Genomic DNA, 14,016 nt, shown 5'->3' on the forward strand with positions numbered 1-14,016 from the left:
CAGGGTTTGGCCAGCGCATCAGCCAAGGAAAACACCATGCCTAAAGCTCACCATGCCTATGTCAATGCCGCCCAGATCGTCGTCTGCGCGCCCAACGTGTCAGCTCAGCTGGAAAAAGACGCCCTGCAATCGGCCCTGTGCGCCCAATTGCTGGCCGACAAAGCCGATTACCGCAGCACCAGCGACTGGCAGCATCAATACAGCAAGGCGTTGCTGAAAATGCTTTGGCTACGTACATCGTTCTCAACCGCCCAGCTGAACCTTGCAGGCAACAGCCAATCGCTTATCGAGCTCGTCAGGCAATGCCTGAGCGATCCATCGCTCAGGGCTATTGGGCACAAGGTATTGGGCAATCTGCGCAGGTCGCTGAACGCACCGGCGCTGCAAGTGCTGCACGACTCACTGAAAAAACCCAATCAAGGCCCGCACGCGACAGGTATCTACATTGAAATAGTGCTGCTAGAGAGCGAAAAGTCGATCCACTCACTCAGCCTCACCCTTGACAACGTGCGGTTGCCCTCAACGAAGAACTGGCTGGTTGACCCGCTCGTGGTTACCGGCCAGCGAGCGCATGGGTACGCGCAGCTAGCGGCCTATCAACTGCAACCGACCTATCGCAACCTGCGCGCCACGGTGCAAAGCAAGCTCAATGACTGGCCGGACCGGCTGACGCTCGCCATTCTGAATGTCGAGGACACCGTCCCAGGGTGGGTCGACGCTGATCCTGCCAACGGGCTACATGGCGCCTCCCCAATCACGAAACCTGTAGGCCAGTTGCCTGACTGATCGGCAATGTCTGCTGCACGCCCGGCAATGGCTCTGTTCATGCCGGGCAACCCTGTTCAACGCTGCGGCTCTGAGCGAGAATCCGCTTTCGTTGGCTACAGAAGCCAGGAGAGAGCAAAAATGAGAACGTTGGCAGGGCTGCTGTTAGTGACATGCGCATGGGCGGCACACGCCGCGAACGATGAAAGCACGCCGTGCGACAACGTCGAGAACGATCAACAGAGTTACGCCTGTGCCGCGTACAACCGGCAAACCGCAGAGCGTGAACTCAAAGCTGCCTACGACGACCTGATCCAGCGCATTCGCGACCAGTACGCAGACGAAAGCGACAAGGCCAGTGCGCTGACCGGGCGTATGGAGGCGGCCGAAAAGCTCTGGCTGCAATTGCGCGATGCCGATTGCAAGGTCGAGACATACGCCGAGAAACCCGGCAGCAAGGCATTCGAGGCGGCGTGGAATACCTGCGTGGCGCAGCGCAGTGACGAGCGCTCAGAGTATCTGCAAGGGATTGGCCAGCAGTAAGCCTGCCCGAGCCCGTAAGTGGTCGCTTCTACGGTCGTGTAGGAGCGGCCTCGTGCCGCGAAAGGGCTGCGCAGCAGCCCCGGCGGTGGTGATAGGTCTCAGATCCTGGGGCGCGTAGCGGCCCATCCAGCCAGAACAGACGAACGTCAAACCGCCGCGGCTGACCGGTCCTGGCGCGGACAGCGCTCGAACCGCGCCCGATAGCACCGGGTAAAGTACGACGCCGACTCGAACCCGCACGCCACCCCTACCTCCAACACGCTCATCTCGGTCTGGCGCAACAACTGCCGTGCCTTGTCCAAGCGCAAACGCAGGTAGAAACCGCTCGGTGTGTCGTCCAGGTGCAGTCGGAACAAGCGCTCCAGCTGGCGCCGGGTCACCCGCACCGCGTCGGCCAAGACTTGTGTGTTCAGCGGCTGTTCGATATTGCGTTCCATCTCGCCGATCACCTTCACCAGCTTCTTGTTGCGCAAGTCATAGCGTGCCGCAATCTCCATGCGCTGGTGGTCCTGACGCGGACGGATACGCCCCAGCACGAACTGCTCCGAGACTTGCACCGCCAGCTCGCTACCATGGGCCTGGGCGATCAGGTCGAGCATCAGGTCGATGGACGCGGTGCCGCCCGCGCAAGTGATGCGCCGGCGGTCGATCTCGAACAACTCCTGGGTGGCTTGCAGGCGCGGGTAGCGCTCCTTGAACGCCTCCAGGGCTTCCCAGTGCAGGGTCGCGCGGTGGCCGTCGAGCAGCCCCGCCTCGGCCAGCAGCATGGCGCCGGTGTCGATACCACCGAGCACCACATTGTCGTGGTCGAGCCGGCGCAGCGCCTGTTGCAGCGCGGCGCCATAACAGGCCAGCGGTTCGAAGCCGGCCACCACCAGCAGCATCTGCGCGCCAGCCGCTTCACCCAGCGCGCCGTCGGCGTTCACCGACATGCCGTTGCTCGCCAGCACCGCACCGCCATCCAGGCTAAGCACCTGCCAGCGGTACAACCCCACGCGAAAGCGATTGGCCACCCGCAACGGCTCCAGCGCACTGATGAAGCCCATCGCCGAAAAACCCGGCAGCAACAAGAAGTGAATGGTATGCGGCATCGCCTGCTCCACGATCAAGGTGGTCGCCCCAGTGCAATTGTTGGTCGCCAGGGTGCGATTTTCTACCCCGGCGCCAGCGTAGCGTATCCACACGGTCCGCAAGAGGCCGCCTTCAATAACAATACGTACTGCCGATGGAGAGCCACCATGCACCGCTTTGTCCGCTGCAGCCTGTTATCCCTCGCACTGAGCACCACCGTGGTCACCCCGCTGTTCGCCGCCGAACCCGCCGCCTGCAAGGACGTGCGCCTGGGCGTGGTCAACTGGACCGACGTCATCGCCACCAGCGCCATGGCCCAGGTGCTGCTCGACGGATTGGGCTACCAGACCAAGCAGACCAGCGCCTCGCAGCAGATCATCTTCGCCGGCATCCGCGACAAGCGCCTGGACATGTTCCTAGGTTACTGGAACCCGATCATGACCCAGACCATCACGCCGTTCATCGATGCCAAGCAAGTCAAGGTACTCGACAAGCCCAGCCTCGAAGATGCCCGCGCCACCTTGGCGGTACCCAAGTACCTGGCCGACAAGGGCCTGAAAACCTTCGCCGACATCCACAAGTTCCAAAAGGAGCTGGGCGGCAAGATCTACGGCATCGAGCCAGGCTCGGGCGCCAACACGCAGATCAAGGCGATGATCGCAAAGAACCAGTTCGGCCTGGGCAAGTTCCAGCTGGTGGAGTCCAGCGAAGCCGGCATGCTCGCAGCCGTCGACCGCGCCGTACGGCGCAAGGAAGCGGTGGTGTTCTTCGGCTGGGCGCCGCATCCGATGAACGTGAACATCGACATGGTCTACCTAGGCGACAGCCAGGGCGCGCTGGGCCCCGACGAAGGCCGCGCCACCGTATGGACGGTGACCGCGCCTGACTACGCCGACCGCTGCCCCAACGCCCACCGCCTGCTGGCCAACCTGAACTTCAGCGCCGAGGACGAGAGCCGCATGATGCAGCCGCTGCTCGACCACAAGGACGCGCTGGAGTCGGCCCGCCAGTGGCTCAAGGACCACCCCGAGGACAAAGCCCGCTGGCTGGAAGGTGTGACCACCTTCGACGGTAAACCGGCAGCCGACAACCTCAAGCTCAGCGCCAACTGACATTCCCTGATTGCCTGTAGGGGCGGCCTTGTGTCGCGAAAGGGCTGCGCCAGCAGCCCCAGGATTTGTGCGCGCTACTGAAAACGTGGGGCCGCTTCGCGCCCCTTTCGCGACACAAGGCCGCTCCTACAAGCGATTGGGCCAGACCTGAATAAGGAACCACCATGAACCACGACGTCATCATCACCTGCGCCCTCACCGGCGCTGGCGACACGGTCGCCAGGAGCCACCTGGTCCCGGTCACCCCCAAACAGATTGCCGCAGCCGCCGTCGAAGCCGCCAAGGCCGGTGCTACCGTGGTCCACTGCCATGTCCGCGACCCGCACACGGGCCGCTTCAGCCGCGATGTGGCGCTGTACCGCGAAGTGATGGAGCGCATCCGCGAGGCCGATGTGGACATCATCGTTAACCTCACCGCCGGCATGGGCGGCGACCTGGAAATCGGCCCGGGCGAGTCGCCCATGGAGTTCGGCGCCGGCACCGACCTGATCGGCCCGCTGGAGCGCCTTGCGCATGTCGAGGCGCTGCTGCCGGAGATCTGCACCCTGGACTGCGGCACCCTCAATTTCGGCGACGGCAACGCCATCTATGTCTCCACCCCTGCACAACTGCGTGCTGGTGCCAAACGCATCACCGAACTGGGGGTGAAGGCGGAACTGGAGATCTTCGACACCGGCCACCTGTGGTTCGCCAAGCAGATGATCAAGGAAGGCCTGCTGGACGACCCGCTGTTCCAGCTGTGCCTGGGCATCCCCTGGGGCGCACCGGCCGACACCACCAGCATGAAGGCGATGGTCGACAACCTGCCAGCCGACGTGACCTGGGCCGGTTTCGGGATTGGCCGCATGCAGATGCCCATGGCTGCGCAAGCCGTGCTGCTCGGTGGCAACGTGCGCGTGGGGCTTGAGGACAACCTGTACCTGGACCGTGGCGTATTGGCCAGCAACGGCCAGTTGGTCGAACGCGCGGTGGAGATCATCAACCGCCTCGGCGCCCGCGTGCTGAGCCCTGCCGAAGGCCGGGCAAAGATGAACCTCACGCGTCGGTGATCGACGCTGTATCGCCCCGCAGAGCATTTTCAGGAGTTGCACATGCCTTTCATCACCACCCCCAAGACCTTCGCCGCACTGGGTAGCGGCGTCATCGGCAGCGGTTGGGTCGCCCGCGCCCTGGCCCATGGCCTGGACGTCGTCGCCTGGGACCCAGCCCCCGGCGCCGAAGCGGCCCTGCGCAGGCGCATCGCCAATGCCTGGCCGGCCCTGGAGAAACAAGGCTTGGCACCCGGCGCATCGCAACATCGCCTGAGCTTCGTGAGCACCATCGAAGCCTGCGTGCGCGACGCCGACTTCATACAGGAGAGCGCCCCCGAACGCCTGGAGCTGAAGCTCGACCTGCACGCGAAGATCAGCGCCGCCGCCAAACCTGATGCGATCATCGCTTCGAGTACCTCAGGCCTGCTGCCCAGCGAGTTCTACGAGTCGTCCACGCACCCGCAACGTTGCGTGGTCGGCCATCCATTCAACCCGGTTTACCTGCTGCCGCTGGTGGAGATCGTCGGCGGTCGCAACACCAGCGCCGAAGCCATCGAAGCCGCCAAGGTCATCTACACCACGCTGGGCATGCGCCCGCTGCACGTGCGCAAGGAGGTGCCCGGCTTCATTGCCGACCGCCTGCTCGAAGCGCTATGGCGCGAGGCCTTGCACCTGGTCAACGACGGCGTGGCCAGCACCGGCGAGATCGACGACGCCATCCGCTTCGGCGCTGGCCTGCGCTGGTCGTTCATGGGCACCTTCCTCACCTACACCCTGGCCGGAGGCGATGCAGGCATGCGTCACTTCATGGCGCAGTTCGGCCCGGCGCTGAAATTGCCTTGGACCTACCTGCCCGCGCCAGAACTGACCGAAAAGCTGATCGACGATGTGGTCGAGGGCACCGCCGAACAATTGGGCGAGCGCAGCATCGCGGCGCTTGAGCGCTACCGCGACGATACCCTGCTGGCGGTGCTGGAGGCGGTGAAGACCAGCAAGGCCAACCACGGCATGGCCTTTGGCGATTGAGGAGAGCTGCATGCCCGCACTGATCACCTACCGCACCCCGGTTCAGGCAGACTGGGTGGACTACAACGGGCACCTGCGCGATGCCTTCTACCTGCTGATCTTCAGCTACGCCACCGATGCGCTGATGGCGCGCATCGGCCTGGATGCCGACAGCCGTGGACAGAGCGGGCATTCGCTGTTCACCCTGGAGGTGCATATCAACTACCTGCATGAAGTGAAGCTAGGCACCGAAGTGTGGGTGCAGACGCAGATCATCGGCTTCGACAAGAAGCGCCTGCACCTGTACCACAGCCTGCACCGGGAAGGCTTCGACGAGGCGCTGGCAGCCAGTGAGCAGATGCTGCTGCATGTGGACCTGGCGGGGCCGAAGTCAGCGCCATTCACCGAAAACACCGCCGCGTTGTTGCAAGGCCTGCTGGAAGGGCAGCGGGAGCTGCCAACTGCTGCTTACGCCGGGCGGACAATCGCGTTGCCGGGATAACCGCTCGATGGTTCTTGCACAAAAAAACAACCCCGGAAAGCCGTGAGCGTCCGGGGCCAAGAGCGAGCAACATCCACTGTGCGAGGAGCGAGGGTGACCAAACCCTCGGTGCCGTGAATGACTTCAGTGTGCTGGCTTACCGACGTGGCGATTTAGCCGTAAACGACCTGTTCTTAGCCAATGCAGCCATCGCGGCAATCTGCCCTTGCCGGGCTGTCGCAGGCGACACAGAATCGGTCGCATACAACAGCAGCATTCTCTTTCGCGACAAAAGGGACAATAGCCATGATGCATGCGGATCTGATTGACCAGGACGACCTGCTGGGCCACCTTCGCGCCCGGGGCTTCGATATTCCCGCTGGAGCCAGCGCCGAGCAGGCCTGCGAAGTGGTCGTACGCGGGCTGACCGAACCCAACGCGCGCGCCCTCAAAGGCATGGTGGAGCAGATGTACACCGGCAGCGCGACGATCCTGCCGGCGGTGCGCCAGGCCATCGACAAACAGTTGCTGCCGGCGCTGGCGCAGTTCAGCAACCGCGGCTGACCGGGCTTTCCTGGGCCGGCCTCTTCGCAGGCTCGGCCAGTTTCTCCAGCTCGACGGTACGCTCGAACAGCCCCACCAGCCCTTCCTGGTGGGTCACCCCGACCACGGTGCACGCTGGCAGCTCACGCCTGAGCATCTGCAACAACGCCTTGGCGCTGGTCAGGTCGAGCTGGCTGGTGGCTTCGTCCAGGTACAACGTATCGGGCCGATAAAGCAATGCCCGCGCCAGCCCCAGGCGCTGCTGCTCACCGCCAGACAACACCCGCTCCCACTCCTGCTCGTCGTCCAGCCGCTCGCCCCATGCAGCCAGCCCCACCTTGTCCAATACGGCCAGCAACGCTCGGTCACCGAAGTGCTCGAGCTGTGGATAAGCCAGCAGGCTGCGCAGGCTCATGCGCGGCAGATAGGGTTTCTGCGGCAACAACAGGCTGCGCCCGGCCGGCAATTGCCAGTCGCCCAGGCAGTAGGGCCAAAGCCCCTGCAAGGTGCGTAGCAACGTAGACTTGCCCAACCCGCTGCGCCCAGCCAGGCGCAACCACTGCCCCGGCTGCGCGCGCAGGTGCAAGTCGTCCAACAGCACGCTGCCATCGGGACGGCACAGGGTCAGGCCCTGGGCGCACAGGCAGTCGCCCTGTGGTGGCGCGGTGACTTTAAGACGACTGGCGGCGATGGCCTGTTCGAACTGGTCAAGCCGTTCCAGAGCCGCGCTCCAGCGCACCAGCTTGCTGTACAGCTTGATGAACCAGCTCAGCGAGTCATGCACCGCGTTGAACGCGCTGCGAATCTGCATCAGCCCGCCCAGAGTGATGGCCTTGGCCATAAACGCGGGCAAGGCGGCGAACACGGGGATAATCAGGCTTAGCCGCTGGTAGGCCACAGTGAACAGGCTCAGGTCGCGTTCACGACCCATGAGCTGGCGCCAGTTCTCGGCAATCGCAGCGAAGCGCTGCGCCAAGTGCTGGCGCTCGACGCTTTCGCCACGGTACAGGGCGATCTGCTCGGCATGCTCGCGCTTGCGCAACAGGCTGGCGCGAAAGTCGGCCTCGCGATGCTCGCGCTCGTAGTTGAGGCGGTGCAGTGGCTTGCCGATCCAGTGGGTCAGCAGGCTGCCGAACAGGGTGTAGGCCAGCACGATCCACACCAGATAGCCATGCACCGTGAAGTGTTCACCGAACAGGCTAAAGGTCTGCACCCCCGACAGGTTCCACAGGATCACCACGAACGCACCGACCTGCGCCAGGTTGATCACCAGCGAGGCCACCAGTTCGATCGACAGGTCGACCATCACATCCACGTCCTGGGCGATGCGCTGGTCGGGGTTGTCCGGCTCACCGCCCAGCCCCAGGCGGTAGAAGGCCTGGTCGGCCAGCCAGGCATCGGTCAGGCGCGCGGTCATCACCTGACGCCAGCGCAGCACCAGGCCTTTGCGGACGTAGTCGAGAAGCACGTAGATCAGCACATACGCGGCCAGATAAAGCGTGTACTCAGCCACCAATCCGTACAGTGCGCCGGTGTCGAACGCGCTGAGGGTGTCGTAGAAAGTCTTGCTCCAGCCGTTGATCAGCACGTTGATCTGCACCACCAGCAGGCCCAGGCCGATCACCGTCGCAAGCATCAGCCACGCTAGCCACTGGCCACGCTCGCACCAGAAGGGCCGGCTCAGGCGGTAGAAGATCCGCAGGGTGCTCACCGGGCCTGCTCCCAGGCGCTGGCCGACGGCAGCACGCGCAGTTGCACCTGGTTAGCCTGCGGGAACAGCTGGCGCGCTTGCTGTTGCAGCTCGGCCAGGGTCAGGGCTTCGGGCAGTTGCTGCTGGGTTTCGAGGTAACGCGGGTCGTGCCAGCGTCGATCGCTCAGCACCAGGCGCTTGAACTGGGTCTGTGGGTCTTCGCGGCGCAGTGTTTCCTGGCGCAGCAGACTGCGCCGTTCGCTGTCGACCCAGGCCTGGTCGACATCGAGGCTGGCCAGGGTGCGCTGGGCCATGGCCCACAGCTCGTCGACCCGGGCCGGATCGCAGGTGAAGCTCAGGCTGCTTTCGACACGCTGGGTGTCGGGGTTGAGCTCGCTGTCGAAGCGCAGGCGGTAGACCCCCGAGGCCTCACCGCGCAGTTGCTCCTTGAGGCGCTGGTTGGCCAGCTCACGCAGCGCCGCTACGCGCACCGCAGCCTCTGGGCTCCAAGGCTGCTCGTGGAAGCTGCTGGCTTGCAGCACCGCACGTGGTTCCAGGGCGACCGCCAAGTCTTCGCGACGCTGGCCGGGCTGTTGCAGGGCCAACTGGCCGCCAACTGCAACGGCGCTGCGTGGGATAGTCGCAAGCCCTGCGCGGACCAACGGTTCGACCTGTTCTACGGGCAGATCGGTCATCAGGTAGTAAGTCACCGGCACGCTGACCTGGCGCAGCCAGTCGGCATCCAACTGCTGGGCGGTCAGGGTTTCCAGAGTGTCTTGGTCCGGCGCCTGCCACAGGTCTGCGCCATAGCGCAGTTGACGTTGTACGCTCTCCTGATGGCTGCGCACATCCTCCGGGCGGCTGCGCAGGCGTTGCAGCAGCTCATCGCGGGACTGCTCGAACAGCTCAGGCTCGATGCTAGCCACCTGGCTCACGCGATAGCTTTGCACCACGGCCAACAACTGCTCGGGCGGGGCCGTGAGGCTCAATTGCAAGCGCTCGGGACGTTGCTCGACACTGAGTGTCGCCTGGTTTTTCTGGCGCCAGTCGGCCAGGCCTTGGGAGGGCATGCCAACAGTGCCGCTGCGCACCGCCAGTTGCGCGGCCATTTGCACGCGCCAGGCCGGCGCGTCAGGCAGGTGATAACCGGCGGCCGACTCTGCCTGCAACAGCAACTTGCCTCCTGGGCCTGGGCGCTTGAGCCAGACCAAGCGGTCGCCGTTGCTCAGGCGCCAGTGCTCGACCTGCTGCGCGGGAAACGCCTTGCGCTCGACGATGCTCGCCGCCGCTGGGTTGGCCGCCATTTGCAGGGGCTCCTTGGCAGGCGCCACTGGCGCCTTGCGCACCGGCTCGTCCAGGTCCTGCGCGGACAGTGCGGCTTGTAGTGCCTGAACCTGGGCAATGCTCGGCAGGCTCAGGGGCGAATTACCGGGGGCGCTGATCTGCAACACCCGATCCGGGCTTTGCAGCCACAGGCGCAGGCGAGCGTTCAGGTCACGCAGGCGCACCTTGCCCAGGACTTTCTGGTAACGCCGGGCAACCGCTTCGCGCTCAATCACAGGGCGGTCCTGCACAGCGGCGTTGTTCAGTTGCTCTACCCACTGCTCGAAGGTGCGTGGGGTCTGTTGCTTGACGGCCTTGTTGGCCAGTCGGGCGATGTGCACACGCTGGCGGTTCAGGTCAGTCTTGCTGAAACCATGCTGGCGCAGACGCTCGATCTCAGTCAGCAGGGCCTGCAAGGCCTGCTCATGGGCCTGGCCTTCGACACTGGCGGCAATGCCCAGTACCGTCGAGTGCTCGCCGATCAGGGTCTTTTGCGCGGTCAGGCTGCGCACGCTGGCTTCACGCGGCTGGCGGCGTAGCGTGTCGACCAGCGCGGCCAGGGCCATGCGGTCGATCAAGCGTTCGCGCAGGGCCACGTGCGTGGTCCCACGGCTGTCTGGCTCATGCAGGCGGAACAACAACGCCACCTGGTTGCTGCCCGACTGAGGGTCTTGCAGGCGGAAGATTTTCAGCGTGTCGTCCAGCGGCAGCTCGCGCTGCTCGCGGTCCGGCACCTCGCCGGCCTTGGCTTGGCCGAACGCCTGCGCGATCTGCACCTTGAGCTGCTCGGGATCAAAGTCGCCGACCGCCGAGAGCACCATGTTGTTGGGCAGATACCAACGGTCCTGAAACGCCTGCAAGCTGGCCAGGCTGGCCGAGCGAATCGCCGCTTCGTTACCGATGGTGCGATGTCCAGGGTACGCCGAGCCGACTCGCTGCGACGCAGTACGCTGCTCGTTCATGCGCTGGGCAACGCCCAGGCCGCCGCGCCACTCCTCGATGACGATTGGACGCTCGCGCTCAAGGTCGGCGGCGCTGTAGTCACGCGCGAAGACCAGGTCAGCCAGCGCTTGCAGCGCCTGGGGCGCCTGACGCACACCGGCTGGCGGGCCGATCAGGTACTGGGTGCGCTCGTAGTTGGTCACGGCGTTGAAATGGCGGCCCTGCACCCAACCAAGCGCGGTCATGCGCTGGCGTAGGTTTCGCTCGCCACCAGCGCGGCTGTGGAAGGTCAGGTGCTCGACCATGTGCGCGACGCCGACTTGGTCGTCGGCTTCATCCACAGAGCCTGCCTTGACCGTCAGGCGCAGGTCCAGGCGGCCGGCCTGGGAGGTGTCGCGCACCAGTCGGTAGGCCAGGCCATTGGGCAGTTGGCCATGCACCACTTGGCTGTCCCAGGGCAGCGGCGCGTCGGACTCGGGGATCGAGGCGCAGGCGCCTAGCAGCAGCGGGCCGAGCAAGCCTGCGAGGAGCTTTTTCATCAGGGCATCCGTTTTTTGTGTACGGTCAGAAGCGGTAGCCGACTTCAAGCCAATACTGGCGGCCGACTTCGTAGGTGATCAGGTTGGTCGAGGTACGGCTGGCAATCTTGTTGACTTGGTCGGTGACGTTGGTCACATCGACGTTGACGAAGAACGCCTGGTCCTTGCCGGTGGGAATATCCCAGGCGAAGCGCATGTCCCAGGTGGCGGCACCAGGGGTGGCGGCGGTCTGGTAGTTGCTGTAGGTCTTACCGTCGATTTCGGCATCCGGGCTGACCTTGACGATCTGGTCGTAGGGGCCGCGATAGCGCAGGAAGTTGCTGATCTCAAGGTTCCATTGCGGGATATCGGTGATGGTCACCAGGCGCGCAGTCCACGGGCGGTTGAAATCGCTGGGCGGTAGCGCTTCGTAGGGCACCAGCTTGCCGTCGAAGACAACGTCTTCGTTGTCCATCTCTTCACGGTCCACGCCGGCCTCGTAGGTTTCGCCATGGGCGCCCTCGCTGCGGGACCAGTTCAGGGCAAGCTGCATGCTGGTACTGGTGCCTATGAAGCGCAGTGGCTTGAGTGGCGCCACGGTGAGACTGACGGTGTCGGTCGTACTGGTACCGGCATTCAGGTAGACGTAGTGATCCTTGCTATAGCCAGCCGGAATGTCCTTCTGGTCGAGGTAGTAGTACGGCCGAGTGCGGTAGATCTGATCATGCCCCTTGCGGTTGATGTACTTGAGCTGGAACTCGGCGCCGAGCATGCGCTGGTTGAAGCCGAGCATCAGCTCGTCGTCATAGGGGATGTCCATGCTGGTGAACTTGCTCATGTTCAGGTTACTGCTGGCCAAGGCCCAGTCGTCGGTCTGGTTGGTGCGCGTCCAACGCGAGGTGAAGGCCTGGCGGCCATCGGCCAAGCGGTACTTGAACAGGTTGCGGCCGTAGTAGCGGTTGGCACCGAACACCAGTACCGAGCTGCGGTCGCCGAAAAAGTCGTAGTCACCGGCAAAGCGCGGCGCCAGCGACTTCTTCTCCATGTAGTCGTCGGCATCCAGGCGCAGACCGGGGCGCAGGGTGAGATTGCCGTAGCTGATCTGGTCATCGACGAACAGCGCGTACTTCTTCTGCTGCATGTCCAGCTGACCCGCACCGTAGATCATCATGGCCGAGCCGTACTGGCGGTTGTTGCCGTTGGCCAACCGGCCGATCGAGCAGTAAGGATCGCTGCCACAGTCGGTGCCGTTGTCGCGCTTGAAGGTGGTCACCGCCGCCGCGTCGTCCTCGCGCTCCCAGGTGGCGCGCTGGTACCCCAGCTCCAGGCCAGTGCTGACGGTGTGCAGGGTCGGGCCCAGGTTGAAGGTCTGCCATTCGGCCTTGAGCTTGTAGTCGATGCTGCGCTGGGTCTGGTACAGACTGCCGAACGAGCCCTCGGCGCTGCGCGCGTTGCCGCTCAGTGGATTGCCCCAGTTCTTGACGTCGGACCAGTACCAGTTGATCAGCGTGTCGGTGTCGGCCTCGCGCGAGGCGTACAGGTCGCTCACCGCAAGTTGCTGGGTCCAGCGGGCACTGTCGCCTTCGTAGATGGCCTTGATCGAGGTCTGCCAGCCGCCGTTGATGTTGGTGTACTCCGAGTCGCGGTAGTCCTCACGGAAGTACACGTTCTCTTGCGGGGCGTAGACGATCGAGGTGTCCAGGGTCAGGCGATCATTGACCGTCCAGTAGGTCTTGAGCAGAAAGTTGTCCAGCGCCCGGGTCTGCTCTTGCTCGTTGTCATTGTTCGGGCTGTTGTAGCCATTGGCGTAGGTGCGCAGCGGCAGGTACGAGCGCTTCTGGGAAAAGTTGAGCAGTGCGCCGAAATCCTCGGTCAGGTGGCCTTCGAGGGTCCCGCGCACGGTGGTCTTCTTGAACTCGGGCTGGTTCTTTTCGTTGGACGAGGTTTTGAACGTCTCCTCGCTCTCGCGGCTGATGTGATAGCGGGTCCAGTCCGAGCTGGTCATCGCGTACGAGAGCTTGCCGTGCAGGTCCTGGCTCGGACGGCGGGTGATTGCATCGACCACGCCGCCGTTGAAGCCACCGTACTCCACCGGCACGTTGCTGTCGTAGACCTTGATCTCTTCCAGCAGGTCAGCGTCCAGGGCGATGCCGTGCGAGCGGCTGGGGGCCGAGTCGAACTGGCGGGTTTCGTTGTAGCCGTGGGCACCGGGGTCGAGGTCGTTGTTGATCGAGATGCCGTCGATCATGAAGTTGTTCTGGTAGAACTTGGCGCCGTTGATGCTAACGTCGGCCGGGTCGATTTCGCCGGGGGTGTTGGAGCTTTTCTGATCGGTGCTGAACTGCACATTGGGGTGCATCTGCAGCAGGGTAGTGATGTCGCCGTTGGCACCGGGGAAGGCTTGGACCGCCTTGCGATCGAACACCGTGGCCCCCATGAAGCTATTTTCCTGGGTGTCGCCGAGAATCAGCGTGTTGTGGAGTTCGACCGCGCCGCTGTCGGCGTGCAGCAAGCGAAAGGTCAGCGCGCCGTATTCGTAGTCCCAGGTGATGCCGGTGCCCAACAGCAGTTGCGCCAGCGCGGCCTCGCTGCTGAGCTGGCCGCTGACGGCGGTGGATTGCTGGCCTTCGAGCAGGTCAGGGTCGACCGTCACCTGCAAGCCACTCTGCTGACCGAAGTTGATCAGGGCGATGGCCAGTTTCTGCGCCGGAATATCGAACACATGGGTCTGGGCCAACACGTTGCGCACGCCCATCTCGTCGGCCTGGGCGGGCACTACGCCGCTGGCGCAGCACAGCCCTAGCAGGCCAGCACCGGCCAGCTGTTTTAGTTGCCACGACCAATCCCACGCGCAGCGCGGCTTCCGGCTTGTCGTTTGAGTCATCCCACATCCCCGCCCCGGACAGTCGCCGGGCAGCAAAATTGAATACGAATCGCTATCAGTTATTGCGCGCGGGGGATAAGACGGGGCAGTTCAGCGATTTTTCAGAAA

General features: G+C 64.0%; 11 protein-coding genes. 7 read left to right on the top strand and 4 right to left on the bottom strand.

The annotated features are described in order from the left end of the window. The first annotated feature begins 36 nt into the window (after nt 1-36). Together FEM01_RS10235 and FEM01_RS10240 are read left to right on the top strand one after the other, a co-directional pair. Nucleotides 37-786 carry a hypothetical protein gene (locus tag FEM01_RS10235; protein ID WP_138219320.1) on the top strand — a complete coding sequence of 250 codons (750 nt, stop codon included), beginning with the start codon at nt 37-39 and terminating at the stop codon, nt 784-786. A 120-nt stretch (nt 787-906) separates the two neighbouring features. Then, nucleotides 907-1,308: a lysozyme inhibitor LprI family protein gene (locus FEM01_RS10240; RefSeq protein ID WP_138219321.1), complete on the top strand. Its 402-nt coding sequence runs from the start codon at nt 907-909 to the stop codon at nt 1,306-1,308. A 146-nt stretch (nt 1,309-1,454) separates the two neighbouring features. Here the strand turns inward: FEM01_RS10240 and FEM01_RS10245 are convergent, their stop codons facing one another. Continuing rightward, nucleotides 1,455-2,399, bottom strand: a complete 945-nt coding sequence (locus FEM01_RS10245; protein ID WP_138219322.1) for a GlxA family transcriptional regulator — start codon at nt 2,397-2,399, stop codon at nt 1,455-1,457. 147 nt (nt 2,400-2,546) lie between these two features. Here FEM01_RS10245 and choX point away from each other — a divergent pair, with 147 nt between their 5' ends. The 5 genes from choX (at nt 2,547) to FEM01_RS10270 (ending at nt 6,572) form a co-directional block, all read left to right on the top strand. Continuing rightward, a complete protein-coding gene (gene choX / locus FEM01_RS10250; RefSeq protein ID WP_138219323.1) occupies nt 2,547-3,491 on the top strand; it encodes a choline ABC transporter substrate-binding protein in 945 nt (314 codons plus the stop codon). Nucleotides 3,492-3,655: 164 nt separating this feature from the next. Further along, nucleotides 3,656-4,540: a 3-keto-5-aminohexanoate cleavage protein gene (locus tag FEM01_RS10255; RefSeq protein ID WP_138219324.1), complete on the top strand. Its 885-nt coding sequence runs from the start codon at nt 3,656-3,658 to the stop codon at nt 4,538-4,540. A 42-nt stretch (nt 4,541-4,582) separates the two neighbouring features. Continuing rightward, nucleotides 4,583-5,548, top strand: a complete 966-nt coding sequence (locus tag FEM01_RS10260; RefSeq protein ID WP_138219325.1) for an L-carnitine dehydrogenase — start codon at nt 4,583-4,585, stop codon at nt 5,546-5,548. A gap of 10 nt (nt 5,549-5,558) precedes the next feature. After that, a complete protein-coding gene (locus FEM01_RS10265; RefSeq protein ID WP_138219326.1) occupies nt 5,559-6,029 on the top strand; it encodes a thioesterase family protein in 471 nt (156 codons plus the stop codon). 285 nt (nt 6,030-6,314) lie between these two features. Next, nucleotides 6,315-6,572, top strand: a complete 258-nt coding sequence (locus FEM01_RS10270; protein ID WP_138219327.1) for a hypothetical protein — start codon at nt 6,315-6,317, stop codon at nt 6,570-6,572. On the opposite strand, the gene FEM01_RS10275 is transcribed toward FEM01_RS10270, so the two are convergent. Genes FEM01_RS10275 through FEM01_RS10285 form a run of 3 tightly spaced genes read right to left on the bottom strand, consistent with a single transcriptional unit; the run spans nt 6,556 to nt 13,908 of the window. Beyond that, on the bottom strand, nt 6,556-8,262 hold the full coding sequence (locus FEM01_RS10275; protein ID WP_138219328.1) for an ABC transporter ATP-binding protein/permease: 1,707 nt from the start codon (nt 8,260-8,262) through the stop codon (nt 6,556-6,558). The genes FEM01_RS10270 and FEM01_RS10275 overlap by 17 nt on opposite strands. Beyond that, nucleotides 8,259-11,045, bottom strand: coding sequence for a M16 family metallopeptidase (locus tag FEM01_RS10280; RefSeq protein WP_138219329.1), 2,787 nt, complete (start codon nt 11,043-11,045; stop codon nt 8,259-8,261). The genes FEM01_RS10275 and FEM01_RS10280 overlap by 4 nt, the downstream gene beginning before the upstream one ends. Nucleotides 11,046-11,070: 25 nt before the next feature. Next, nucleotides 11,071-13,908 carry a TonB-dependent receptor gene (locus FEM01_RS10285; RefSeq protein WP_138219330.1) on the bottom strand — a complete coding sequence of 946 codons (2,838 nt, stop codon included), beginning with the start codon at nt 13,906-13,908 and terminating at the stop codon, nt 11,071-11,073. Nucleotides 13,909-14,016 lie beyond the last annotated feature (108 nt).

The sequence above is a fragment of the Pseudomonas mosselii genome, assembly GCF_005796105.1.
In the GTDB taxonomy this organism is placed as follows: domain Bacteria; phylum Pseudomonadota; class Gammaproteobacteria; order Pseudomonadales; family Pseudomonadaceae; genus Aquipseudomonas; species Aquipseudomonas mosselii_C.

Excerpts from the sequence above, each read along its gene's own strand:
- FEM01_RS10235 (WP_138219320.1), top strand. The coding sequence starts at position 37 with ATGCCTAAAGCTCACCATGCCTATGTCAATGCCGCCCAGATCGTCGTC.
- FEM01_RS10240 (WP_138219321.1), top strand. The coding sequence starts at position 907 with ATGAGAACGTTGGCAGGGCTGCTGTTAGTGACATGCGCATGGGCGGCA.
- FEM01_RS10245 (WP_138219322.1), bottom strand. The coding sequence starts at position 2,399 with ATGCCGCATACCATTCACTTCTTGTTGCTGCCGGGTTTTTCGGCGATG.
- choX (WP_138219323.1), top strand. The coding sequence starts at position 2,547 with ATGCACCGCTTTGTCCGCTGCAGCCTGTTATCCCTCGCACTGAGCACC.
- FEM01_RS10255 (WP_138219324.1), top strand. The coding sequence starts at position 3,656 with ATGAACCACGACGTCATCATCACCTGCGCCCTCACCGGCGCTGGCGAC.
- FEM01_RS10260 (WP_138219325.1), top strand. The coding sequence starts at position 4,583 with ATGCCTTTCATCACCACCCCCAAGACCTTCGCCGCACTGGGTAGCGGC.
- FEM01_RS10265 (WP_138219326.1), top strand. The coding sequence starts at position 5,559 with ATGCCCGCACTGATCACCTACCGCACCCCGGTTCAGGCAGACTGGGTG.
- FEM01_RS10270 (WP_138219327.1), top strand. The coding sequence starts at position 6,315 with ATGATGCATGCGGATCTGATTGACCAGGACGACCTGCTGGGCCACCTT.
- FEM01_RS10280 (WP_138219329.1), bottom strand. The coding sequence starts at position 11,045 with ATGAAAAAGCTCCTCGCAGGCTTGCTCGGCCCGCTGCTGCTAGGCGCC.
- FEM01_RS10285 (WP_138219330.1), bottom strand. The coding sequence starts at position 13,908 with ATGACTCAAACGACAAGCCGGAAGCCGCGCTGCGCGTGGGATTGGTCG.